General features: G+C 64.3%; 17 protein-coding genes. 6 read left to right on the top strand and 11 right to left on the bottom strand.

Annotation, left to right across the window (positions count from 1 at the left end):
• Positions 1 to 39: 39 nt before the first annotated feature.
• The 4 genes from AC0MRV_RS18890 to gatC all read right to left on the bottom strand — a co-directional run bounded on the left by AC0MRV_RS18890 (position 40) and on the right by gatC (position 3,637).
• A complete protein-coding gene (locus tag AC0MRV_RS18890; RefSeq protein WP_472766073.1) occupies positions 40 to 282 on the bottom strand; it encodes a hypothetical protein in 243 nt (80 codons plus the stop codon).
• 50 nt (positions 283 to 332) lie between these two features.
• On the bottom strand, positions 333 to 1,790 hold the full coding sequence (gene gatB, locus AC0MRV_RS18895; protein WP_472766074.1) for an Asp-tRNA(Asn)/Glu-tRNA(Gln) amidotransferase subunit GatB: 1,458 nt from the start codon (positions 1,788 to 1,790) through the stop codon (positions 333 to 335).
• Between the two features lie 84 nt (positions 1,791 to 1,874).
• The gene (gene gatA, locus AC0MRV_RS18900) at positions 1,875 to 3,341 is read right to left on the bottom strand and encodes an Asp-tRNA(Asn)/Glu-tRNA(Gln) amidotransferase subunit GatA (RefSeq protein WP_472766075.1); all 1,467 of its coding nucleotides are present in this window, start codon (positions 3,339 to 3,341) and stop codon (positions 1,875 to 1,877) included.
• Between the two features lie 5 nt (positions 3,342 to 3,346).
• Positions 3,347 to 3,637 carry an Asp-tRNA(Asn)/Glu-tRNA(Gln) amidotransferase subunit GatC gene (gatC, locus tag AC0MRV_RS18905; RefSeq protein ID WP_472766076.1) on the bottom strand — a complete coding sequence of 97 codons (291 nt, stop codon included), beginning with the start codon at positions 3,635 to 3,637 and terminating at the stop codon, positions 3,347 to 3,349.
• Positions 3,638 to 3,812: 175 nt separating this feature from the next.
• Here gatC and AC0MRV_RS18910 point away from each other — a divergent pair, with 175 nt between their 5' ends.
• The gene (locus AC0MRV_RS18910) at positions 3,813 to 4,691 is read left to right on the top strand and encodes a metallophosphoesterase (protein ID WP_472766077.1); all 879 of its coding nucleotides are present in this window, start codon (positions 3,813 to 3,815) and stop codon (positions 4,689 to 4,691) included.
• 33 nt (positions 4,692 to 4,724) lie between these two features.
• Here the strand turns inward: AC0MRV_RS18910 and AC0MRV_RS18915 are convergent, their stop codons facing one another.
• Positions 4,725 to 5,606: an AraC family transcriptional regulator gene (locus tag AC0MRV_RS18915; RefSeq protein ID WP_472766078.1), complete on the bottom strand. Its 882-nt coding sequence runs from the start codon at positions 5,604 to 5,606 to the stop codon at positions 4,725 to 4,727.
• 83 nt (positions 5,607 to 5,689) lie between these two features.
• Between AC0MRV_RS18915 and nagB the strand changes: the two genes are divergently transcribed.
• The 5 genes from nagB to AC0MRV_RS18940 all read left to right on the top strand — a co-directional run bounded on the left by nagB (position 5,690) and on the right by AC0MRV_RS18940 (position 13,529).
• Positions 5,690 to 7,606, top strand: coding sequence for a glucosamine-6-phosphate deaminase (nagB, locus tag AC0MRV_RS18920; RefSeq protein WP_472766079.1), 1,917 nt, complete (start codon positions 5,690 to 5,692; stop codon positions 7,604 to 7,606).
• Positions 7,603 to 8,448: a PIG-L deacetylase family protein gene (locus AC0MRV_RS18925; protein WP_472766080.1), complete on the top strand. Its 846-nt coding sequence runs from the start codon at positions 7,603 to 7,605 to the stop codon at positions 8,446 to 8,448. Before nagB ends, AC0MRV_RS18925 begins: the two co-directional genes overlap by 4 nt.
• A gap of 8 nt (positions 8,449 to 8,456) precedes the next feature.
• Positions 8,457 to 10,427: a beta-N-acetylhexosaminidase gene (locus AC0MRV_RS18930; RefSeq protein WP_472766081.1), complete on the top strand. Its 1,971-nt coding sequence runs from the start codon at positions 8,457 to 8,459 to the stop codon at positions 10,425 to 10,427.
• 128 nt (positions 10,428 to 10,555) lie between these two features.
• A complete protein-coding gene (locus tag AC0MRV_RS18935; protein ID WP_472766082.1) occupies positions 10,556 to 12,337 on the top strand; it encodes a sodium:solute symporter family protein in 1,782 nt (593 codons plus the stop codon).
• Positions 12,330 to 13,529, top strand: coding sequence for an acyltransferase family protein (locus AC0MRV_RS18940; RefSeq protein ID WP_472766083.1), 1,200 nt, complete (start codon positions 12,330 to 12,332; stop codon positions 13,527 to 13,529). Before AC0MRV_RS18935 ends, AC0MRV_RS18940 begins: the two co-directional genes overlap by 8 nt.
• 102 nt (positions 13,530 to 13,631) lie before the next feature.
• Here AC0MRV_RS18940 and AC0MRV_RS18945 read toward each other — a convergent pair whose 3' ends face one another.
• The 6 genes from AC0MRV_RS18945 to AC0MRV_RS18970 all read right to left on the bottom strand — a co-directional run bounded on the left by AC0MRV_RS18945 (position 13,632) and on the right by AC0MRV_RS18970 (position 21,413).
• Positions 13,632 to 15,131: an L-fucose/L-arabinose isomerase family protein gene (locus tag AC0MRV_RS18945; RefSeq protein ID WP_472766084.1), complete on the bottom strand. Its 1,500-nt coding sequence runs from the start codon at positions 15,129 to 15,131 to the stop codon at positions 13,632 to 13,634.
• 99 nt (positions 15,132 to 15,230) lie between these two features.
• Positions 15,231 to 17,687 (bottom strand): phenylalanine--tRNA ligase subunit beta, encoded by a 2,457-nt coding sequence (gene pheT, locus AC0MRV_RS18950; RefSeq protein WP_472766085.1) that lies wholly within the window; start codon positions 17,685 to 17,687, stop codon positions 15,231 to 15,233.
• A 126-nt stretch (positions 17,688 to 17,813) separates the two neighbouring features.
• Entirely contained in the window at positions 17,814 to 18,857 is a 1,044-nt protein-coding gene (gene pheS / locus AC0MRV_RS18955; RefSeq protein WP_472766086.1) for a phenylalanine--tRNA ligase subunit alpha, read from the bottom strand.
• Positions 18,858 to 18,988: 131 nt separating this feature from the next.
• Positions 18,989 to 19,369: a 50S ribosomal protein L20 gene (gene rplT, locus AC0MRV_RS18960; protein ID WP_472766087.1), complete on the bottom strand. Its 381-nt coding sequence runs from the start codon at positions 19,367 to 19,369 to the stop codon at positions 18,989 to 18,991.
• Positions 19,370 to 19,459: 90 nt separating this feature from the next.
• The gene (rpmI, locus tag AC0MRV_RS18965) at positions 19,460 to 19,654 is read right to left on the bottom strand and encodes a 50S ribosomal protein L35 (RefSeq protein ID WP_221030168.1); all 195 of its coding nucleotides are present in this window, start codon (positions 19,652 to 19,654) and stop codon (positions 19,460 to 19,462) included.
• A gap of 85 nt (positions 19,655 to 19,739) precedes the next feature.
• Positions 19,740 to 21,413, bottom strand: a complete 1,674-nt coding sequence (locus tag AC0MRV_RS18970) for a gamma-glutamyltransferase family protein (RefSeq protein ID WP_472766088.1) — start codon at positions 21,411 to 21,413, stop codon at positions 19,740 to 19,742.
• Positions 21,414 to 21,444 lie beyond the last annotated feature (31 nt).

Raw genomic sequence — 21,444 nt, forward strand, 5'->3', positions numbered from 1 at the left:
TCAGGCCGACCGCCAGCACCAGCCACCTGCCCCACCGTTTCACCGACAAGACGTGCAACCCGCGTTTTGGGCGCCGCCAGTCGTGGCGACGCCGGGTTCAATTTGGGCGGCGAGGTTCACCGCCGCATGTCCGGCAGCTGACTCGTCGAAGGTCATCGCCGGCCGTGAAACCAAGCGCTGCTGCGCGATCGGCACCGCGCCACACCCCGTCAGGAGGAAGAGGAGGCCGAACGCGGTGAGAACCACCGCGGCGTGGCGAAGGATTCGGAATAAATCAGGCATGGAACGAACATTGGAGTCCGTTTCTTCCCACTTATTCCCGCGATCGTCGGTCAGCTCATCTCCGCCAGCAGACGACGGAGCGTTTCGTCGACCAGCTTCGGATTCGCCTTGCCGCGGGAGGCTTTCATCACCGGGCCCTTGAAGCCGTTGATTGCGCTCTCCTTGCCGCCGAGGAAGTCGGTGCGGGCCTTCTCGTTGCCCGCGATGGCGTCACGGCACCATTGCTCCAGTTCATCGGTATTGGTCTCGGCCTTCAGGCCCTTGCGCTCGACCACCGCGCTCGGCGTATCGCCGGTCGCGAAGGTTTCGGCAAAAACCTCGCGGGCAATGTTGCTGTTGATCGTGCCGGCTTCGACGAGCTTCACAATGTCGGCGAGGTGCGCCGGAGTGACTTTCGTTTCGGCCAGCGATTGGCCGGCCGCACTCAGTTCGCGCAGGAGGTCATTGATGATCCAGTTGGCCACTTGTTTGGCCTTGTCCTTGCCCGCGGCGGCTACGCCTGCCTCAAAGAAGTCGCTGAGCGCGCGATCCGGCACGAGCACCGAGGTGATCGTGTAGGGCACATCATATTCATCCATGAAGCGGCGCTGCTTGTCGAAGGGGCGCTCCGGGCACTCGGCGGCGAGGCGATTCTTCCAAGCCTCGTCGACCCGCACCGGCATGAGATCGGGATCGGGAAAATAGCGGTAGTCGTGCGCGTCTTCTTTGGTGCGCAAGGATTGGGAGGTGCCGGCCACACCGTCGTAGTCGCGCGTCTCCTGCACGAGCGTCCCGCCGGCCTTCACCACGGCGAGCTGACGCTTGATTTCGTGGGCAATGCCATCGCGCACGTAGGAGATGGAATTGAGGTTTTTCAGCTCCACCTTCACGCCGAGCTCGGTTTGGCCGACCGGGCGGATCGAGATATTCGCATCACAGCGCATCTGGCCCTTTTCCATGTCGCAGTCGGAGATGCCGGCGTAGACCATCATGGTGCGCAAGGCGGTGAGGTAGGCATAGGCCTCCTCGGCCGAAGCAATGGCCGGCTCGGAAACGATCTCCATCAGGGGCGTGCCCGCACGGTTGTAGTCGACCAGCGAGTCGTGGGCGAAGTGCGTGAGCTTACCGACGTCTTCTTCGAGATGGATGCGCGTCAGCGGGATCTGCTTGTGCTCACCCATCACGTTGCGCGACGGACCGGGCAACTCGATCTCCACCGCTCCGCCGATGCAGATCGGCTGGTCGTATTGGGAGATCTGGTAGTTCTTCGGGGAGTCCGGATAGAAGTAGTTTTTGCGGTCCCATTTGCAGACCTCGGCGATGTCGCAGTGCAGCATGAGGCCGGCTTTGATGATGGCGTCGAGCGCGGCTTTGTTCATCACCGGCAGCGTGCCCGGCAACGCGAGCACCACAGGGTCGGTCAGCGAATTTTCGGGATGCCCGTAACCCTGACCCACGCGGGTAAAAATCTTCGACGCAGTCTTAACCTGCACATGGACCTCAAGTCCGATAACAGCTTCGTAATTCATTTCAGAAGGAGGGGCCCACGGAACACACGGAATACACTGAAATAATTCATCCTGCAGGTTCCGTGTGGTCCGTGGGCTTAAAAATCAAAGTTGTGGGCGTTGCTGGCTCCAGTCGTGGGCGGAGTCGTAGGCGTGGGCGACGGCGAGGAGGTCGGCCTCGCGGTAGGGTTGGCCGATGAGCTGAAGGCCGATGGGCAGCCCGCTGGAACTGAAGCCGGCCGGAATCGAGATGCCGGGCAGCCCGGCCAGATTCACGCCGATCGTGTAGATGTCGGACAAATACATCGCCAGCGGATTGGCCGCCTTTTCACCGAACTTGAACGCCGGCGTCGGCGTGGTCGGGGTGAGGATGGCATCGACTTCTTCGTAAGCCTTGAGGAAGTCCTGCCGGATGAGCGTTCGCACCTTTTGTGCGCGCAAGTAGTAGGCGTCGTAGTAACCGCTCGAAAGCACGTAGGTGCCGAGGATGATACGACGCTTCACCTCAGGGCCAAAACCTTCGGCGCGCGACTTGTAATACAGGTCCACCACGTCCTTCGCCTCGGCACTGCGGTGGGTGTAACGGATGCCGTCGTAGCGCGCCAGGTTCGACGATGCCTCCGCCGTCGCGATGATGTAATACACGCTCAGGCAATGCTCCGTGTGCGGCAGCGAAACCTCGCGGATCTCGCAGCCTTGCTCGCGATAAAAGGCGATGGCCTTTTCAATCGCGGCCGCGACTTCGGGATCGAGCCCGGCGCCAAAGTATTCCTTCGGGATGCCCAGTTTCCAGGGGCCCTTCTTTTCCGCCAAAGCAGCCCGATAGTCGGGGATCTCGGTCTTGAACGAGGTCGAGTCACGACGGTCGTGGCCGGCGATCACCTGCAGCATCATCGCGGCGTCCTCAACCGTGCGGGTGAACGGACCGATCTGGTCGAGCGACGAGGCGAAAGCCGCCAGGCCATAGCGCGAGATCAGCCCATAGGTCGGCTTGAGACCAACCACGTTGCAGAAGGCCGCGGGCTGACGAATGGATCCGCCGGTGTCGGAACCGAGCGTGGCGATCGCTTCGCCGGCCGCGACCGCCGCCGCACTGCCGCCCGAGCTGCCGCCGGGCACGCACTCCAGGTTGTAAGGGTTGCACGTCGGCTTGAAGGCCGAGTTCTCCGTCGACGAACCCATCGCGAACTCGTCGAGGTTGGCCCGGCCCCAGAGCACCGCGCCGGCCGCTTTGAGCTTCTCGGTCACCGTTGCGTCGTAGGGCGACACGAAATTTTCCAGCATCTTGCTGCTGGCCGTGAGCGGCTGGTCTTTCACCGCGATGACGTCCTTCAAGGCGATCGGGATGCCATCGAGCGGTCCCCTCGCCTGACCGGCGGCACGACGCTGATCGGACGCCCGGGCCTGGGCCAAGGCATCCTCTACGTTGGTCGAGTTGAAGGCTTGCACGCGTGCGTCCACCGCCGCGGTCTGGTCGATGACGGCCTGGGTCAGCTGGACCGCGGACACCTCGCCGGCGGCGAGTTGGGCGGAGACTTGGGCCAGACTGGAAAAACAGAGATCGGTCGACATACGGCTCACTCCACCACTTTGGGCACGACGATCATGTTCTGGCGCTGGGCGGGGGCGTTGCGCAGCGCCTCCTCCACCGGCAGGCCGGGTTCCGCCACGTCGTCGGCCCAAACATTTTCCACCGCGAAGGCGTGGGCCGTCGGCTCGACGTTGGAGACGTCCACCTGTTTGAGCTGCTCCACGTGTTTGAGCACCTCGCCGAGCTGGGCGGCGTAGGCGGTCTTCTCTTCGGGCGTGAGGGCGATGCGGGCGAGCTGCGCCACGCGGTCAATGTCGAGGTCCGGGGTGTCTGCCATGATCAGTCGATAAGTGCCGCCCGATAAAGGGGGCCGAAGGGGTGAAGGCAACCGGCAAAACGGCGGCCTCATCACGGTGACAATCGGGCGACAGGCGGCGGCCGGCTTGCCCCCCACTGATCGATGGCCTAACGAAGAGCGCATGGTCCGGACCCACCGTGTTCCCTTGGTCGCTGTGCTGAGCCTGTTCCCGATCAAAGTGGCTCAAGCAGAGGCGCCGACCGAAGCGCTGTTCCGCTTTGGTGCGATTGCCGACTGTCAATATGACGACCGCAGCTCCGATCGCCGCAAATACGACCTCTCGCCTGACAAGTTGCGCGCCTGCATTGAGGACTTCAACGGCCAGGACCTCACCCACATCGTCCACCTCGGCGACTTCATCGACCGGGATTGGGACAGCTACGACGTGGTCCTACCGATCGCTGCAATGTCACGCGCGCCATTTCGGCACGTGCTGGGCAACCATGACTTTGAAGTCGCCGAGTCTTTCAAACCCCAAGTGCCGGCCCGCCTCGGACTCAGCTCGCGCTATTATGATTTCACCGTCGGAACGTGGCGATTTCTGGTCCTCGATACCAACGATCTCAGCCTCTACGCCCATCCTCAGGATTCACCGGCCCACGCGCGTTCGTTGGCCTATCACCGGCGATTCGCCAGCGACCAACCGACCTATAACGGCGGCATCGGCCCCGAACAGTTGGCGTGGATCGAAGCAAAACTTCAGGCCGCCGACGAGGCCGGCGAAAGTGTGGTGCTCCACAGCCACCATCCCGTCTACCCGATCGAGGCCCACGCCGCTTGGAATGCGCTGGAAATCGTCGCTCTGCTCGAGCGCCACCCGAGTGTCGTCGCCTATATCAACGGCCATCGCCACGACGGCGCCTACGCTTTCAAGGGCGGAATCCACTACCTCACCCTGAAGGGCATGGTCGACACCACGGAAACCGCCTACGCCACCATCAGCGTGTTTGCCGACCGCCTCGAGGTGCGGGGGGGCGGTCGCCAGGATGACTATTGGTTGCAGATTCCCGCTCGCTCAACGACCGCACGCTGAACCGCCGACCACGCTGCCAAGTCTCGGACCGGGTCACCGCCCATCCTTCCGAAAAGCCGAGGGCGTCTTGCCCACTTTACCGTGGAACGAGCGGCTGAACGCCGCCAGTGACTCGTAACCGCACTCAAAGGCGATCTGGGTGAGCGACAGCTCGGAATGCACCAGGAGTTTGATCGCGCGGTTCAGGCGGTAATGCAGCAGAAAGCTACCCAGGCTCATCCCGGTAAGTTGGCGGAAGCGGCGCCGCAAGTGGCTCTCTGACATCGCCAAGCGCTCCGCGAGGTCGCCGATCCCCAGCCGCTCCTTCAGGTGCCAGGAAAGCAAACGATTCACACGCTCCAGCAAGCCATCGTCCGGCCCCGAGGGCGGCAGCCGCGGCGTCCGCCGCGCGCCGAGGTGCTTGAGCCGGTTGAGCAGGAGCGAAAGCCCGAGCAACAAGGCTGCCCGTCGGCCGCCCCCAGCCGTTTCGACGCCGAGGTAGACCGCGCCGAGCTGGGCGGCCTCCGCCAACTCGGCCTCGCCCAGCGGGATGGGCACGTTGCGAATCGGCGCGAACGCTTCCGGCAATTCCGCCTCGAAGGTAAAAAAGAGCCATCGGATCTCCGCCGCCGCGACGTCCATGTAGAAATGCAGCTGGTAGGGGGAGATGAGAAAGGCCTCGCCGGGATGCAGTCGGAAACTCACGCCATCGATGCTGAGCGTGCCCGCCGTCTCAAAATTGACGATCAACACGTAACGATGATGCGGCCGCGTGGTGAAACCACTCTCATGCAACACCGCCCGCTCCGTGCGCAGAAAGGCCAGCACGTTGTCCGCCCGACACAAGTCCGGCGCCCGCACGCCGTGAAAGTAGTCCCGTGGCACCACCCCAACCATGGGATCCAGCCGGGAACTGAACTTGGCGGCAGCGGGCATATGATCGGATTTATCAAATAATGGATCATATTTGGCAATCTTTGGCTTCCCCAGAAACCGTAGCATGAACGGCGTTGCTCCCAATGACCGACTCGACCACGACGTTCGAACGCATCCCCACCGCTGTTTTTCCGCACAACCAAGCCGCCGTGGCGCACGTCGCCGACGCCATTGAGCGGCTGGTCCGGGAGCGCGCGGACGCCGGTCAGCCCGCCGTGCTGGGCCTCGCCACGGGTTCGACCCCGGTCCCGCTTTATCGGGAATTGATCCGGCGGCATCGCGAGGAGGGACTCAGCTTCGCCCACGTCGTCACCTTCAATCTCGACGAATATTACCCCCTCGAGCCGCAACACCCCGAGAGCTACCACCGCTTCATGCGCGAACAGCTGTTCGACCACCTCGACATTCCCGCCGCGCAGATCCACGTCCCGCCCGGCGACCTGCCGCGCGACGAAGTTCATGCCGCCTGCACCGCCTACGAACGGGCCATCGACGACGCTGGGGGCATCGACATTCAGGTCCTCGGGATCGGTCGCACGGGCCACATCGGTTTTAACGAACCCGGGTCCGGTCCGGCCTCGGTCACCCGCCTCGTCACGCTCGACCGACTCACCCGCGCCGACGCCGCCCGCGACTTTCGCGGTGAGGCCAACGTGCCGCGTTACGCCATCACCATGGGGGTCGGCACCATCCTCCGCGCCCGCCGCATCTTCCTGCTGGCGTGGGGCCGCGCCAAAGCCGACGTGCTCCGCCAGGCCATTGAGGAAATGCCTTCCGACACCGTCCCCGCGAGCTACCTCCAATCGCACGCCGCGTCCGAGGTGATTCTCGATGCGCCGGCCGCGTCCGAGCTCACCCGCCACCGTTCACCTTGGCTCGTCGGTTTTCCGGAATGGTCCACCACCCTCACCCGCCGCGCGGTCACCGACCTTTCCCTCCGGCTCGGCAAGCCCCTGCTCAAACTCGTCGACAAGGACTACCAGGAAAACGGCCTCGCCGACCTCGTCACCAGCCACGGCCCGGCCTACGACCTCAACATTCGTCTCTTCAACGAGGTCCAGCACACCATCACCGGTTGGCCGGGCGGCAAACCCCACGTCGATGACACCCACCGACCGGAACGCGCCGAGCCCGCCCGCAAGCGCGTGCTCGTGCTCAGCCCCGAACCCGCGGATGACATCCTCGCCATGGCCGCCACCCTGCACCGCCTCGTGCAACACGGCCACGAGGTCACCGTCGCCTACCTCACCTCCGGCAACCTCGGCATTCCCGACACCGAAGCGCGCTGGGCCGCGCAGCTCATGCTCGAAGCCAACGCGGCCGAAACCGACTCACTGGCCCGTCGCGTGCTCGACGAATTGGCCCGCAAGAGCGACTTCGATCAGGACTCCGCCGACCTCCGCCAGTTCAAGGCCTACCTCCGGCGCAGCGAAGCCCGGGCGGCGCTCGAGCAATGCGGACTCAACGCCACCGCGGCGCGTTTCCTCGATCTGCCCTTCTACGAAGCCGGCACCTACCGGCGTTTCACCGTGACCTCCGCCGACGTCGAGTCCGTCGGCCGCCTGCTGCACGAGATACAGCCCCATCAAATTTTCACCACCGGCGCCGCGGCCGATCCCAGTTCCGTGCCCGCCCAAAGCTTCGCCGCCTTCGCCCACGCCTTCCGCGACGCGGCCAAACACGCTTGGACACGCGACTGCTGGATTTGGCTTTTTCGCAGCGACGGCCGCGAGTGGCCGCTCGCCGAAATCGAAATGGCGGTGCCATGTTCTCCCGACGAACTCGATCGCAAGGCCCAGGCCATTTACCAACACCGCTCCCAGCGCCACCAGACTCCCGTGACCGATCGCGCCAGTGCCGAACCGTGGGAACAGGCCGTCACCCGCAACCGCACCACCGCCGGCCTCTACGACCGTCTCGGCCTCGCCGAATACGAGGCCATCGAGTGTTTCGTGCGTTGGCACCCGATGTCCGAAGCCTCAACGTCCACCGCCACATGAGCCCCACCCTGCTCGACCGCCTCTTTGTGCCGGACGGCATGCCGGCCACCGCCGCGCTGGGCCGCACCACCCACCTCGCCATTGGCGCGCACCAAGACGACCTCGAAATCTTCGCCTACCACGGCATCGAACAGTGCTTCGATCGCGACGACGCGTGGTTCGGCGGCATCACCGTCACCGATGGCGGCGGCAGCGCCCGGACCGGAGCGTATTCGGATTTCTCCGACGAACAGATGCGCCGAGTGCGCATCGAGGAACAGAACGAAGCCGCCCGCCTCGGTCGCTACGCCTTCCAGGCCCAGCTCGGCGTGCCCAGCCGGATCATCAAGGATCCGGCCGCCCGCAACCCGGTGGTCGAACAACTCGCCACCCTGCTCGACGCCGCGCGCCCCCAGACCCTTTACCTCCACAACCCGGCCGACAAACACGCCACCCACATCGGGGTGTTGCACGCCTGCATCGCCGCGCTGCGCCACCTCCCGATCGCCGCCCGACCGCAGCAGATTCTCGGCTGCGAGGTCTGGCGCGACCTCGACTGGCTGGCCGACGACGCCAAGGTCGCCCTGCCCGTCGGCCGTCTGCCCGACCTCGAGCGCGAACTCATCGCCGTCTTCCGCTCCCAGGTCTCCGGCGGCAAGGATTACGTCGCCGCCACCCTCGGCCGGCGTCGCGCCAACGCGACCTACTTTAACTCGCACGCCGTCGACGCCGCCCCCGCGCTGACCTTTGCCATGGACCTGACCCCGCTGGCACAGGACGACCGCCTCACCCTCACCGATCTGGTTGCCCCCCACCTCGGCGCCTTCCGTGCCGAGGTGCTCAAACAACTCGCTGCTTTCTAAACCCCGTCATGCTTCGACTCCTCCTCGCCCTCTCCCTTGCCCCGCTCGCCGCGGCGGTGGCGCAAACGCCCGCCCTCATGCCGCTGCCCCATTCGATCGAAAGCGGCTCCGGTCGATTCGACCTCAACCTCGTTTTCCGCGTCGCGATCGAAGCTCCGGCCGACAGCCGGATTTGGGAAGGCACAAACCGCGTGCTGAAACGCCTGCGCGACCGCACCGGCTTGTTTCTCCCGCAGGGCCGGGTCTCGCCGCAGGACAGACTCTCCGCCCCCGGTCTGACCATTCGCGTCGAACGAACCGGGGCGCTCGCACTCGGCGAAGACGAGACCTACCACCTGCATATTGCGACCGAGGGCATCACCCTGACCGCCCCCACCGATCTCGGCGCCATGCATGGGCTGGAAACATGGCTCCAACTTTTGTCGGTCGAAGGCGGTCATTTCAGTTTCCCCGCCTTCACCATCGAAGACGCCCCCCGCTTCCCCTGGCGCGGCCTCATGATCGACTCGGCCCGCCACTTCATGCCCATCGGCATGATCAAAAGAAACCTCGATGGCATGGCCGCGGTGAAACTCAACGTGCTGCACTGGCACCTCACCGAGGACCAGGGCTTTCGCGTGGAGAGCAAAGTCTTCCCGCGGCTGCACGAGCTCGGCTCCGATGGCGACTATTACACCCAGGAACAGATTCGCGACATCCTCGCCTACGCCGACGCCCGCGGCATTCGCGTTTACCCCGAGTTCGACATGCCGGGCCATGCCACCGCCTGGCTCGTCGGCCACCCGGAACTCGCCAGCGTGCCCCGCGACTACGAGATCGAACGCAAGTGGGGCATCTTCGATCCGGCGATGGATCCGACCAAGGACAGCACCTACGATTTCCTGGAAAAGTTCCTGACCGAGATGGCCGGCCTCTTCCCCGACCCCTACCTCCACATCGGCGGCGACGAGGTGAACGGCAAGGACTGGAACGCCGCTCCCCATATCAAAGCCTACATGGCGGAGCACGGCATCACCGACCTGCACGAACTGCAGACCCGCTTCAACCAGCGCCTCCTGCCGGTTCTCGAAAAGCTCGGCAAACGCATGATCGGTTGGGACGAGATCTTCCAACCCGGTATGCCCACCAACATCGTCATCCACTCCTGGCGCGGTCGCGAAGCCATGGAGCAGGCCGCCCGCCAGGGTTACCAGAGCATCCTCTCGAACGGCTACTACATCGACCTCATGCAGCCGGCCTCCTTCCACTACCTCAACGACCCGTTGCCCGCCGATACCACCCTGACGGCCGAGGAAGCCGCCCGGGTGCTCGGCGGCGAAGCCACCATGTGGAGCGAACACGTTACGCCCGAAACCGTCGACTCCCGCATCTGGCCACGCATGGCCGCAATTGCTGAACGTTTCTGGTCACCGGTCACCGTCCGCGACGTCGACTACATGTATCAGCGCCTCGACACCATCGCGGTTCAGCTCGAAGAGCACGGCCTGACCCATATCAAGAACCGTCGTATGCTCGCCCGCCGTCTGACCCGCGGCGCCGATCCTGAGCCGCTGATGCTGCTGGCCGATTTGGTCGAACCCCTCAAAATCTACCAGCGCAACGCCGACGATTCCTACAGCCAGTTTTCGCCCTACACCCTGCTCCCCGACATCGCCATCGCCGACGCCCCCGGTGCGCGGGCTTTCAACGCCGCGGTCGCCAAGTATCAAGTTTCCGGTGACAGCGCTGAAATCGAAACCCTGCTGGAACTGTGGCGGTTCTCCTACGTCCTCTTCAGCGAATCCGTCGATGAGGCGCCGACCCTGCGGGAGGCGGTGCCGCTCTACGAACGACTCATGGAACTCGCCGATCTCATCACCGCCGCCCTTGCCGGCGAACCTCCCGCCGACGCCGAGGCCATCCTCGCCCGCGCTCGTCAACCGGTCGCCAAAGTTGAGCTTCAAATCGTCGACGCCATCGAATCGCTACTCTCAGACTAGTTTTCACAGGAGAAAACAGGGGGCAACGGAGGCTTCCCTGCCCCTCTTTGTTCTCTTCGTTTCCTTCTGTAAACCTACCCGGCTGACAGCTCCGTTCCTCTCTATTCCCTCCTGTAAATGAATTAACCATGCCCCTTACCCCGCTCGACTGGGCCATCATTGCCGCCTTTTTTGTCGGCTCCCTGGTCATTGGTCTGGCCGTCTCCAAACGCGCCGGCAGCTCGACCTCCGAATACTTCCTCTCCGGCCGCTCCATGCCGTGGTGGCTGCTCGGCGTCTCCATGGTCGCGACCACCTTTGCCATCGATACGCCGAACCTGGTCACCGACATCGTCCGCCAAAACGGCATCGCCGGCAACTGGGTGTGGTGGGCCTTCCTGCTCACCGGCATGCTCACGACCTTTGTTTACGCCCGTCTCTGGCGTCGCTCGGGTGTGGCCACCGACCTTGAGTTTTACGAGCTGCGCTACAGTGGCAAATCGGCCGCTTTCCTCCGCGGGTTCCGCGCGGTCTATCTGGGCGTGTTCTTCAACGTCATGATCATGGCCAACGTCTGCCTCGCCGCCATCAAGCTCGGCGGCGTCGTGCTCGGCCTCTCTCCCGCCGAGACCCTGGTCATCGCCTCCGTCATCACCGTCCTCTACAGCTCCCTCGGCGGCCTGCGCGGCGTGATCATCACCGACTTCGTCCAATTCATCCTCGCCATGATCGGTTCGGTTTGGGCGGCCAGTCTATTGGTCAACCATCCCGACATCGGCGGACTCTCCGCCCTGCTCGCCCACCCGAACGTCAGCGACAAACTCTCGCTCCTCCCCGACTTCAACGACCCCGCGCTCCTCGTCGGTGTCTTCATCGTTCCGCTGGCGGTGCAATGGTGGAGCGTCTGGTATCCCGGCGCCGAACCCGGCGGTGGTGGTTACGTCGCCCAGCGCATGCTCTCGGCCAAGGACGAGCGCCACGCCGTCGGCGCCACCCTCTTCTTCAACCTGGCGCACTACGCCCTGCGGCCCTGGCCCTGGATCCTCGTCGCGCTCGCTTCGCTCGTCATGTATCCAAACCTGGATACGTTGCAGGCCGCTTTTCCGCACCTGCCAGACACCCTCGTGCGCGACGACCTCGCCTACCCGGCCATGCTCGCCTTTCTGCCCGCCGGCGTAATCGGACTCGTCATCGCTTCCCTCATCGCCGCCTTCATGTCGACGATCTCCACGCACCTCAACTGGGGCGCGTCCTACGTGGTCAACGACGTCTACCGCCGCTTTTGGAGGCCGACCGCCACCGAGGCCGAGCTCGTGCGCGCCGGCCGCCTCACCACCGTGGCGCTCATGGTGCTCGCCGCCCTCGTGGCCCTCGCCCTGGAGAACGCCCTGCAAGCCTTCAACATCCTGCTTTCGATCGGCGCCGGCACCGGCCTGATCTTCATCCTGCGCTGGTTCTGGTGGCGGATCAATGCCGCCACCGAAATCGCCGGCATGATCATCTCCTTCCTCGTCGCGATCTTCTTCGAATTCGGCTACGCCAAACTCGGTTTCGAGCCGCTCACCAGCCCGGTGCAACTCGTGGTGAGTGTCGGCGTGACCACCGTCCTTTGGTTCGTCGTCACGCTTCTGACGCCCCCCACCGACGACGCCACGCTGCAGGCCTTCGTGCGCGCCATTCGCCCCGCCGGTCCCGGTTGGGCACGGGTGCACCAACAGCTGAGAGATGCCGGGGAAACGCCGCCACCGACTGATGGCTCGCTACCGCGCGGCCTACTCAACTTCCTGCTCGGCACCTTCGCGATCTACTTCGCGCTCTTTGGCACCGGCCTCGTGCTTTACGGCCGTCTTGGAACCGGCTTCGCCCTGCTCGCGGGCGCAGTCGTCGGTGCCATCTTCATCGTCCGCTCCATCCCCACTCGCCATGGCTGAACCCCACCCTCCTTCCCGGCTGCTGGCGCTCGACGCGCTGCGCGGTTTCACCATCGCCGCCATGATCATCGTCAACACCCCGGGCGACTGGGGCGCCGTGTATGCTCCGCTGCTGCACGCGTCGTGGCACGGGCTTACGCCCACCGATATCATCTTCCCCTTCTTCCTCTTCATCGTCGGGGTTTCCATCGCCCTCGCCTACACCAAGCGCCTGCAGGCCGGCGCCGACCGCGCGGAACTCAGCCGCAAGATTCTGTTGCGCGGGCTCAAGATTTTTGCCGTCGGCATCTTTCTCAACCTGTGGCCGACCTTCGACTTCACCGGCCTGCGTGTCGTCGGTGTGCTGCAACGCATCGCGATCGTCTTCGTGGTCACCGCCCTTCTCTTTCTCGCCATCAAACGCCGCCGCACGTTTACCGCAATCACGGCCGCCCTGCTCGTCGGCTATTGGTCCTTGCTCACCTTCGTGCCGGTGCCCCGCGACAAGGTCATCAACGAAGCCCTGGAAACCGGCCAAATCGAACGGGCTCTCGGCGCTCATGTGCCGGTGGAGATCACGGCCACCAGCGCCAACGCGATCGCGCCCAATCTCCAGCCCGGCACCAACCTGTCCGCCTGGCTCGATCGCACGCTCGTGCCCGGTGCCTTCTGGGAACGCACCTGGGATCCGGAAGGTTTGCTCAGCACCCTACCCTCCATCGCCACCGCGCTGCTCGGCGTGCTCACCGGCATGGCGCTCATCCGCTTCACGACCCTGCGCGACCGGCTGACGGTCCTCTTTGTCGGCGCCGCGGTCTGCCTCGCGCTCGGTTACCTCTGGAGCCATTCCTTCCCGATCAACAAGAACCTCTGGAGCAGCTCCTTCGTGCTCGTCACCGCCGGGTGGGCCATGCTGGGCCTCGGCCTCGCGACCGCCTTGATCGACGGACTCAACTGGAATGCCTGGGCCTGGCCGGGCCTCGTCTTCGGCGCCAACGCCATCACCGCCTACACGCTTGCCGGCATGCTCGGCATCGTGATCTGGAGCAATTGGTTCGGGGGCGAGTCCCTGCAAAGCCTCACCTTTGCCGCCGCCGAGGCCGCCGGTGCCTCCGCCAAGCTGGCCTCCCTCACCTGCGCCGTGCTCTACGCCGCGGTGATTTTTGTGCCGGTCTGGCTGCTGTATCGGAAGCGGATCTTTATCCGGCTGTGAGGCACCGGGAGCGCGCGCAAGCGCCTCGCCTACATTACGTGTTCGAAACCGCAATGTAGGCCGCCCGCTCGCGGACGCTGCGCTGCCTCTCCAGCCGACGCCTCAGCGCGCCTTCATCAGGCCGCGGAACACGTTCTCGCCGGGATACGGCACGCAGTCCGGATTGGGCGTGTAAACCTCGGCCATGCCGAGCAGCTTGAACGCGTCGTAAAGCGCCGCGCCGCAGTGCGAGAAAGCGACCGCCGCGTGGTGATGGAATCGTCCGAGCAAGACGTGGCGGTAGAAGCGATTGAAGCCCGGCAGGTAGGCCGTGCCGGTCGCGCCGAAGGTGCGCGGATCGAGGTCGAGAAAGTGTCCCTCAATAATGTAGGCGCGCATCTGGTCGCCCACGCCGTGCACCTGCACCACCGTGATCGGCGAGCCGATGAACTGCCCCTCGAGCGTGCCGCGGGTGATGTCCGCCTCCGTATCCGGTTCCATGAGACGCTTCATGATGACCTGATACTTCATCTCCGGGTTCTTGAGCAGCTTGGGCGCCGCGTTGCCGCAGTGGAACATGCCGACCATGTCCTTGATCGGGTATTCCTTCAGGCTGTCGTGCAGGTCCTTCGGGATGCTGTGATTGATGTCGAGCACCGCCACCGCGTTGTCCGATGCATACTGCGCCATGAGCTCGGCGATGAGCGAATAGGCATCGTTTTCGCAGGCGATGGGGAAACCGGCCTGGGCCATCCGGCCGTTGATGTAACACGGCACGTGCTTGAGGCTGAATTCCTGCTCGCTCCAGCACTGCGAGGCGGCACCGGAAAGCTTCAGCCGCTCGCGGAAGTTGCGCATGGCCTGTTCGTAGGCGGAGAGGCGACCGACAAACTCGTCGCCCGCCGGAATGCTCGGCGTCTCCGCCTTCATTTCGTCCGCGATCTTCTTGGCGGCTTCGGCCTCCTTGACTTTGGCGATCTCATTCTGGAGATCGAACAGACCCAGCTCCTCCACCTCGACGCCGATCGAGTTGATCGAAGCCAGGTTGTAGTTGCAGGTCTCGAAGTCGCGGGGGCGCGGACCGAAAAGGCCGAGCGTCGCGTTGCGCATGCCCTTCACGACCTTCACGACCGTGAGGAAGTGTTTGATCTCGGCGACGCCCTCCTCGGCGCTCACGACCGGAGCTTCTGGCAGGTGCACGCGATCCATGAGCCCTCGTTTGCTCACGCCGAGCATGGCGGAGAGCAAACCGCACAGCGCGTCACCGCGCTTCTGCAGCAACGAGCCACAGGACTCTTCGGCGGCCGCGATGATCATGACGGGACCGTCGAAGTTTTTGATGAACCAAGCATCTTCGATCTCCGGCGAAAAGTTGCCGAGGAACAGCACCGCGGCGTCGCAGCCGGCGGCCTTGAGCTGTTTCGCCGCGTCGAGCGCGTGGTCCTTGGTTTCAATGATGGCGCACTCGCCCTCCGGTGTGGTGATGGCGAGCGACTCCGCCTCGGCCGCTTTAAGCAACCGTTGGGTGCGCTCTTCGGAAAGGGCGCGCGGGAAGCAGTTACGCGAAGCCGAAACGAGACCGAGCTTGATGTCGGGAGAGTAAGAACCGAGGGGAAGATACATGGTTGAAGCGGGGTTATGCCGTAGCGACCCCACGGTCGCGCCCAGCGTCACTCCAAACAAGCGCCGGCATCGACTGACCGTTAGGCGGGCCGCGGCAATCTACTGCCGCACCGTGTAACTCGTCTTCGCGGCGATCTGCTCCAGGACCGTGTTGAAGGCCTTGTTGACCTCCTCGTCCTTCAAGGTGCGGTCGGCGGCGCGATAGGTCAGGGAGAACGCGAGGCTCTTCTTCCCTTCCGGCAGCCCCTTGCCTTGGTAGACGTCGAAGAGGTTCACCTCCTCGAGCTCAAAACCTTTCGCCGCGTTGCGCGCGTGCTTGGTGAGTTCTTTGAGCACCGTGCCGGCCTGTTCCGCAGCGTCGACGACGAGCGCGACATCACGCAGGGCGGCCGGTTGCAGACTGAAGGGCTGGTAACGGCTGCGCTTGCCGCCCTTACCGAGGCGCTCAGGCAGGATGGCGAACACACCGGCGTAAACCAGACCCTCGATGCCCTGCGCCTTGAGTTGCGCGAGGTCGAGCAGACCATAGCGGGCGCTCCAGCCGTAGGCCATGTTGCCTTGCAGGGTGGACTGACCGGATTGCCAACCCGCGCTCGCTTCATCGTCGGTCGCGAGGTGCGGCTGGCGGCCGAGGTCGGTGTTGCTGAGGCCGGCCAAGGTCTCGATGAGTCGCTTCGTGGTGTAGAAATCGGCCGGCTCCCGCTTGAGCCAGGTCGCGTCGTCGGATTCAGCGATCATAAAACCCACCGCGGCGCACTCCTGCATGCCGCCGTCCTTGTGCGGCAGAAAGACGCGGCCGGTTTCGAAGAGGTGACTCACCGCGTTGCCGCGGGCTTGGTTGAGTTTGAGGGTGTCGAGCAGTCCACCGATCAGCGACGGGCGCAGGTGCGACTGATCTTCGACGAAGGGATTGGCGAGGCCGAGTGGGTCGACGTTGGCCGCCCCACCCCAGGTCGTGACATCGGCCTTGGCGCGCAGCGTGTAGGTGACGCACTCGTTGAAGTTCTGCCCCACCAGCACCCGACGAGCAGCCCGATTGAACTCAGCCACCGGATCGTCTTCGACCAGCAATCCCGGGCCGGTAACGGTGCGCTCGGGAATCTTGGCGGTGCCATGCACGCGGAGGATTTCCTCCACCAGGTCGATCGGTCGATCGAGATCCTTGCGCCAGCTGGGAATGCGCACGGTCCATACGGCGTTGCCGGACTCGTCCTCCTCCTCGCGGGTAATGAGCAGATCAAGCGCCTCCAGCGCGCTGCGTTGATCGGCATCACTGACTTCGAACCCAAGCCGGGCGCGCACCCAAGCGGGTGCGACGGCGACTTCACGTTCCCACGGCACGTCGTTGCCGACGCGCAGGGTTTCGCCGCAAAGCTGCCCCCCGGCGATCGTCGTGACGAGATGCACGGCCCGGCGAATGACCTCGGGGATCATGTGCACATCGATGCCGCGCTCGTAGCGATACGAAGAATCGGAACTGAGCGAAATCCGGCGCGAGGTGGCGCGGATCAATTGACGGCGGAAAGCGGCAACCTCCAGGACCAGGTCAGTGGTCTCGTCGGTCACACCCGAGTTTTCGCCGCCCATGATGCCGGCGATGACGACCGGCTTATCGGCGTCGGCGATGAGGAGCGTATCCGGAGAAAGCTTACGGTCCTTCTCGTCGAGGGTGACGATCGACTCTCCTTCGCGGGCGCGGCGCACGATGATGGACTGACCGCCGAGTTTTGACGCGTCGAAGGCGTGCATCGGCTGCCCGTATTCGAGCATCACGTAGTTGCCGATATCGACGAGGTTGTTGATCGGACGCAGGCCGACGGCGGTGAGGCGTTGCTGCATCCAGTCAGGCGACGGCCCCACCTTCACGCCGGCGACGACCGTGCCGGTGTAAACGGGGCAACCCTCCTGGTCGTCGACTTGCACGTGTTTGAGCAAATCCGGCCGGGCCGGCGCGGCCGCGGGCACAGTGGTGTCCGGGTAACGCAACTCACGGCGGAACCATGCGGCCAACTCGCGCGCGACACCGAGGTGGCTCTGGCAGTCGGGGCGGTTGGGCGTGATCTCGATATCGAAGACCACGTCGCCAGCCGGCAGGGCATCGTTGATCGGCGTGCCGATCTCCGGGCGGTTGGTGAGGATGAGCAGACCGGAATGGTCCTCGCCGATGGTGAGTTCTTTGCCCGAGCACATCATGCCCTCGGAGGCCTCACCGCGGATTTTCGCCGGCTTGATCTTGAAGTCGCCCGGCAGCACGGCGCCGATAAGCGCGACCGGCACGCGGTCGCCGACCTTGTAGTTTTGCGCCCCGCAGACAATGCGCTTGGTGCCGCCATTGGCGTCGCCCACCGCCACCTGACAGATGCCGAGATGGTCGGAATTGGGATGGGCGTCGCGGGAGAGGATTTCACCCACGACCACGTTCTCCAGCTGCGGCGCGCCGGTGTGCTCAATGCCCTCGACCTCGAAGCCGAGTTGGGTGATCGCCTCGGAAATTTGTTCGTCCGAAAGGTCGGTGAGATCGACGTAATCTTGGAGCCAGGATTTGGAAAGTTTCACAGGAAGAGAAGAGAGAGAATTTTACCACGGATGGACACGGATAGACACGGATTGGAATGCACCATCATGGGATCTGATCCGTGTGCATCCGTGTTCATCCGTGGTTCAAATAATCGGTGGTTCGGCTTAGGCGAATTGGCGGAGGAAGCGGAGGTCGTTCTGGTAGAAGTAGCGGATATCATCGATACCATACATCATCATGGCGATGCGTTCGATGCCCATGCCGAAGGCGTATCCGGTCCACACCGACGAGTCGTAGCCGACATCCTCGAAGACAGCCGGATCGACCATGCCACAGCCCATGATCTCGACCCACTCCTTGTTGACCTTGGGCAGATGCTTGGCGGAGAGATCGACCTCGAAGCTGGGCTCGGTGTAGCCGAAATAGTGCGGGCGGAAGCGGACTTTGGTGTCGGAACCGAGGAGCGACTTGAGCACGTAGTCGAGCAGCGCCTTCAGGTCGGCGACGGTGACGTTCTGGTCGACGTAAAGGCCTTCGAGCTGGTGGAAGTTGGCCGAGTGCGTGGCGTCCACGGTGTCGCGGCGATAAACGCGGCCGGGCGACACGATGCGAATGGGCGGCTTGCCCTTCAGCATGGTGCGGATCTGCACCGAGGAGGTGTGGGTGCGCAGCAGGTATTTTTCACCGTCGACCTTCTTCTTCACGTTGGTGAAGACGGCGTCGTCCGGGAAATAGAAGGTATCCTGCGCGTCACGGGCCGGGTGATCGGCGGGGGTGTTGAGCGCGTCGAAGCAATAATACTCCGTCTCAACCTCGGGGCCCTCGACGACGGTGAAGCCCACCTTCTTAAGGATGCTGCAGATCTCCTCGCGGACGAGGGTGAGCGGGTGATGCGTGCCCGGCAGCGGATCGGGCGACGGCAGGGTCGGATCGATCGCCGGACCGAGCTTGGCGGCGAGTTCGGCCGCCTCGATGCGTTCGAGGGCGGCATCGAGCAGGCTCTGCAAGGCGGTCTTGGTCTCGTTGATGAGCTTGCCCATGGCGGGGCGCTCTTCCTTGGGCACGCTGCCCATTTGTTTCATGAGGCCGGTGAGTTCGCCTTTGGGACCGACGTAGCGGGCCTTGGCGGCCTCGAAGTCGGGACGGCTGGCAAGCGTCGGCAGTTCGGTTTGGGCCTGAGTAACGAGAGCGGAGAGTTGGTCTTGCATGCGGAGAGAGCGCGGCGAAACGAAACGGAGCGGTGAGTGGAAAAGAAAAGAGGACGGTGTCCCGACTGGGACCCGTCCTCCGGGTGAAACAATGGAGGCGAGCCCCCCGGGCTCGCGTTGGTGGTGGTGGCTTAGGCCTGCGCGGAGGCGGCCTTGGTCTTCAACGCGTCCTGGGCTTGTTTGACCACAGCGTTAAAGGCCACTTCGTCGCGGACCGCGAGATCGGCGAGAACCTTGCGGTCCATGTCGATGTTGGCGGCCTTGATGCCCTCAATGAAGCGGGAGTAGCTCATCCCCTGAGCGCGGACGGCCGCGGAGAGGCGGACGATCCAGAGCTGGCGGGCGGTGCTCTTCTTCTTCTTGCGGTCGCGGTAGGCGTATTGCCAGGCGTGATCGACGGCGTCTTTCGCGTAGCGATAGAGCTTCGACTTGCGCGCGAAGTATCCCTTGGCGTGCTTCAGGATCTTCTTGCGACGCTTGTTGGCGGCGGGGGCGTTAGTGACACGAGGCATGTTTAGTCTTTCGTCTTAAGTGTCGGCGGGTCGTCTCGTTGGGTATTACCCGCCTGACAAGTTGCGGTTGTTCGCTGCTGTTCCTACGGGTTAGAGACCGTGCGGGAGACCCCGCTTGAGGTTGGCAGCGCGGCCGGCGTCGACTTGTTTGTCCTGGGAGGCTCGTCGCTTTTGCTTCGAGCTCTTGGTGGCCATCAAGTGACGGAAGCCGGGCGTGCGGCGCATGAGCTTGCCCTTGGCGGACAGCTTGAAGCGCTTGGCGATGGATTTCTTCGTCTTTTGCATGGGAAGAGCGGTCGAACACAGAGAGCGGTCCGTCCCTTGGCAAGGGGAATTTTGAGTCCCCTGCCCCGGGCCGCCATGAAGTGCCCTAAAAGCCTGCGGCGGCGTTGGTTCGGCGGGGATCGGCAAAACCGGTCAGGGTGCCGTCGGGAGCGATTTCGATGGCATTGACGCCACCAAAATAAAGCCCGGAACCCGCCGGCTCCTGCTCGACCACCTTCCAGCCCGCCTCCGCGAGAGCCGCGCGGGTGACGGCATCGAGCCCGGTTTCAAGCGCGATCTCATCAACGTCGGCATTGCGCCAGGCTGGGTTGATGTGCACCCGCACGTCGCCGATCGCGGCCGCCAAGGGACGTTGCCAGACGATGCGATCCAGCAAGACCTGCAGCATGGCCGTCGGGATGCGCGAACCGCCGGGCAACCCGAGCGCGACGACCGTGCCGTCGGGTTCGAACAACAAGGTCGGGCAAATGGTGCTGCGCGGGCGTTGACCGGCGGTCACGAGATTGGGGCTGCTGTCGTCGCGGTAGGAGAAGTTGCTCATGCTGTTGTTCAGCACGATGCCCGTGCCTGGCGCCACGCGGCCGGAGCCGAAGTGCAGGCTGAGCGACTGCGTCGCCGTGACCATGTTGCCCATGCCATCCACCACCACAAAATGGGTGGTCGAGGCGTTGGTATCCTCCAAGGCCGGCGCCGGCACGTGCGCCGGCTCCGATTGCAGCCACGCGCGCTGCTCGGCGAGATAAGCCGGATCAATCAAGGCGCCAAACCGCTCACGACCATCGGGACGGTCCGCCACTTCCGCATAGATGCGCGGCTGCACCCGCCCCCACGCCCGCGCCACGAGGTCGAGATTGGCCGCCGCACGCAGCGGCTCACCGGCATCAAGCAGGGGTGCGGTGATGGCCAACACCGGGAAATACATCGCCGAGCCCGTCGAGGGCGGCGGACTGCTGAGCAGCCGATAACCCGCGACCTCCAGCTCGACCGGCTCGACCACACGCGCTTCGTAGGCCGCGAGGGCGGCGGCGGAGAACCCTCCCCGGCCGCTGACGCCTGCCGCGATCGTGGCCCCGAGCCGGCCATGGTAAAACGAATCGGGGCCATCCTCGGCCAGCAGGCGTAAGGTCGTGGCCAACGCCGGACTTGGTAGCCGCGAACCGATCGCCGGCAGGTCGCCACCCGGCAAATAGATCGCCGCCAGCTCCGCATCGCTCTCAAGGCGATCGCGTCGTTCCTCAAACAAATCGTGTGTCTTGGCGAGAATGGTGAATCCACGCTCCGCCAGCGCATGCGCCGGCTCCACCAGCTCCGCCCACGGGCGACTGGCCCAACGCCGGTGCATTTCCGCCAGCCCGGCCGGCAATCCGGGCACCGCCACCGACGTAAAACCCGTGTTGCGCTGGGCCGAATTCCATTCGCGAGCGGAGGTGACATCGAGATCGATGGGCGCCGCGTCCATGGCATCGACGACGGAGGTGCGCCCGGTCGCCACGTCGCGATAGAGCACCATGAGTTTGCCGCCGAGGCCGGACCCGTAGGGTTCGGCGACGCCCAAGGCCAAGGACACCGCGATCGCGGCATCGACCGCATTGCCGCCCGCTTTCAGCACGTTCACGCCGATCGCAGTCGCCTCGGGATGACCGGCGACGACCATGCCGTGACGACCGTTGACGGGATCAACCGTCACGACCGGGTCAGCGGCCGACAGCGGGACCACCAGCAGAGCAGCCAGGGAGACTATGCGCAGGCAGGGTTTCATCGAACAGGCGGTGCGGTGATACCGGGTCCCG

The sequence above is a fragment of the Actomonas spartinae genome (genome assembly GCF_051209155.1).
GTDB lineage: Bacteria > Verrucomicrobiota > Verrucomicrobiia > Opitutales > Opitutaceae > Actomonas.

What these genes read in the sequence shown, in the direction of transcription:
- AC0MRV_RS18935 (WP_472766082.1), top strand. Translation starts at nt 10,556, where the DNA reads ATGCCCCTTACCCCGCTCGACTGGGCCATCATTGCCGCCTTTTTTGTC.
- AC0MRV_RS18945 (WP_472766084.1), bottom strand. Translation starts at nt 15,131, where the DNA reads ATGTATCTTCCCCTCGGTTCTTACTCTCCCGACATCAAGCTCGGTCTC.
- AC0MRV_RS18925 (WP_472766080.1), top strand. Translation starts at nt 7,603, where the DNA reads ATGAGCCCCACCCTGCTCGACCGCCTCTTTGTGCCGGACGGCATGCCG.
- AC0MRV_RS18915 (WP_472766078.1), bottom strand. Translation starts at nt 5,606, where the DNA reads ATGCCCGCTGCCGCCAAGTTCAGTTCCCGGCTGGATCCCATGGTTGGG.
- pheS (WP_472766086.1), bottom strand. Translation starts at nt 18,857, where the DNA reads ATGCAAGACCAACTCTCCGCTCTCGTTACTCAGGCCCAAACCGAACTG.
- gatC (WP_472766076.1), bottom strand. Translation starts at nt 3,637, where the DNA reads ATGGCAGACACCCCGGACCTCGACATTGACCGCGTGGCGCAGCTCGCC.
- AC0MRV_RS18890 (WP_472766073.1), bottom strand. Translation starts at nt 282, where the DNA reads ATGCCTGATTTATTCCGAATCCTTCGCCACGCCGCGGTGGTTCTCACC.
- gatB (WP_472766074.1), bottom strand. Translation starts at nt 1,790, where the DNA reads ATGAATTACGAAGCTGTTATCGGACTTGAGGTCCATGTGCAGGTTAAG.
- rpmI (WP_221030168.1), bottom strand. Translation starts at nt 19,654, where the DNA reads ATGCAAAAGACGAAGAAATCCATCGCCAAGCGCTTCAAGCTGTCCGCC.
- AC0MRV_RS18940 (WP_472766083.1), top strand. Translation starts at nt 12,330, where the DNA reads ATGGCTGAACCCCACCCTCCTTCCCGGCTGCTGGCGCTCGACGCGCTG.
- rplT (WP_472766087.1), bottom strand. Translation starts at nt 19,369, where the DNA reads ATGCCTCGTGTCACTAACGCCCCCGCCGCCAACAAGCGTCGCAAGAAG.
- AC0MRV_RS18970 (WP_472766088.1), bottom strand. Translation starts at nt 21,413, where the DNA reads ATGAAACCCTGCCTGCGCATAGTCTCCCTGGCTGCTCTGCTGGTGGTC.
- AC0MRV_RS18930 (WP_472766081.1), top strand. Translation starts at nt 8,457, where the DNA reads ATGCTTCGACTCCTCCTCGCCCTCTCCCTTGCCCCGCTCGCCGCGGCG.
- nagB (WP_472766079.1), top strand. Translation starts at nt 5,690, where the DNA reads ATGACCGACTCGACCACGACGTTCGAACGCATCCCCACCGCTGTTTTT.
- gatA (WP_472766075.1), bottom strand. Translation starts at nt 3,341, where the DNA reads ATGTCGACCGATCTCTGTTTTTCCAGTCTGGCCCAAGTCTCCGCCCAA.